The sequence below is a fragment of the Micromonospora sp. CPCC 206060 genome (assembly GCF_036906895.1).
GTDB lineage: Bacteria > Actinomycetota > Actinomycetes > Mycobacteriales > Micromonosporaceae > Micromonospora.
Genome location: NZ_JBAKHU010000248.1, coordinates 1 through 939, shown reverse-complemented (window position 1 = coordinate 939; position 939 = coordinate 1). Strand labels below are relative to the sequence as shown.

The window sequence follows — 939 nt, the reverse complement described above, 5'->3', positions numbered from 1 at the left end:
AGAGCCCGCGCAAATAGGTCGGTGAGGATCGGGTGGGTAGGAGACGGGCACAGGCGTCAGTGATCATGAAGGTTCCTACGCCTAGTGATCATTGGAACGCCTGTGCCCGCTGTCCCATCATGGCTGAGCGACCCCTTGTGGGACCAGTTCGCCGCGCTGCTGCCCGTACGACCGACCACCGATCCGACTCACCCGTTGGGCTGCCACCGCCGACGCATCGCCGACCGCATCGTGTTCGACAAGCTCCTGCAGGTGCTGCGGTTCGGCTGCTCGTACGAGTCCATCGCCGACTCGACCTGCTCGGCCACCACGATCCGCAACCGCCGCGACGAATGGCTCAACCTCGGCGTGTTCGCCCAGCTCAAGGCAATCGCGCTCGACGCCTACGACCGCATCGTCGGACTGCTGCTCGACGACATCGCCATCGACGGGTGCATCACCAAGGCCCCCGGCGGTGGTGAGGTCGCCGGCAGGTCTCCGGTCGACCGCGGCAAGCAAGGCATGAAACGCTCGATGATGGTCGAGGCCCGCGGTATCCCGCTGGGACGCGTCCTGGCCGGCGCCAACCGCCACGACTCCCCGCTGCTGGAACCCACCCTCGACCGGCTCGAAAACCTCGGTCAGCTACCCGAGGACATCACCGTGCACCTGGACGCCGGCTATGACTCCACCACCACCCGCGACCTCCTCGCCGCACGCGGCCTGACCGGCAAGATCGCCCGCAAAGGCGTCAAAGCCCCCATCCAGGCCACCCAACGGTGGCACATCGAGCGCACGAACGCCTGGCACAACGCCTTCAACCGGCTCCAACGCTGCTACGAACGCAAGGAAGACGTAATCCACGCCTACTTCGACCTCGCCGACACGATCATCATCATCCGTAGCCTCATCCGCCAGGCCTGGACCCTCTACCGCTGGAACACCCGCCCCACCCGCCGC

Annotated in this window: 1 protein-coding gene; it reads left to right on the top strand. The window is 66.2% G+C overall.

The features are described 5' to 3' along the window. Window positions 1–102 precede the first annotated feature (102 nt). Window positions 103–939 (top strand): IS5 family transposase (locus V6U90_RS33550; protein ID WP_334445219.1); only part of this gene is annotated, 837 nt, incomplete at its 3' end.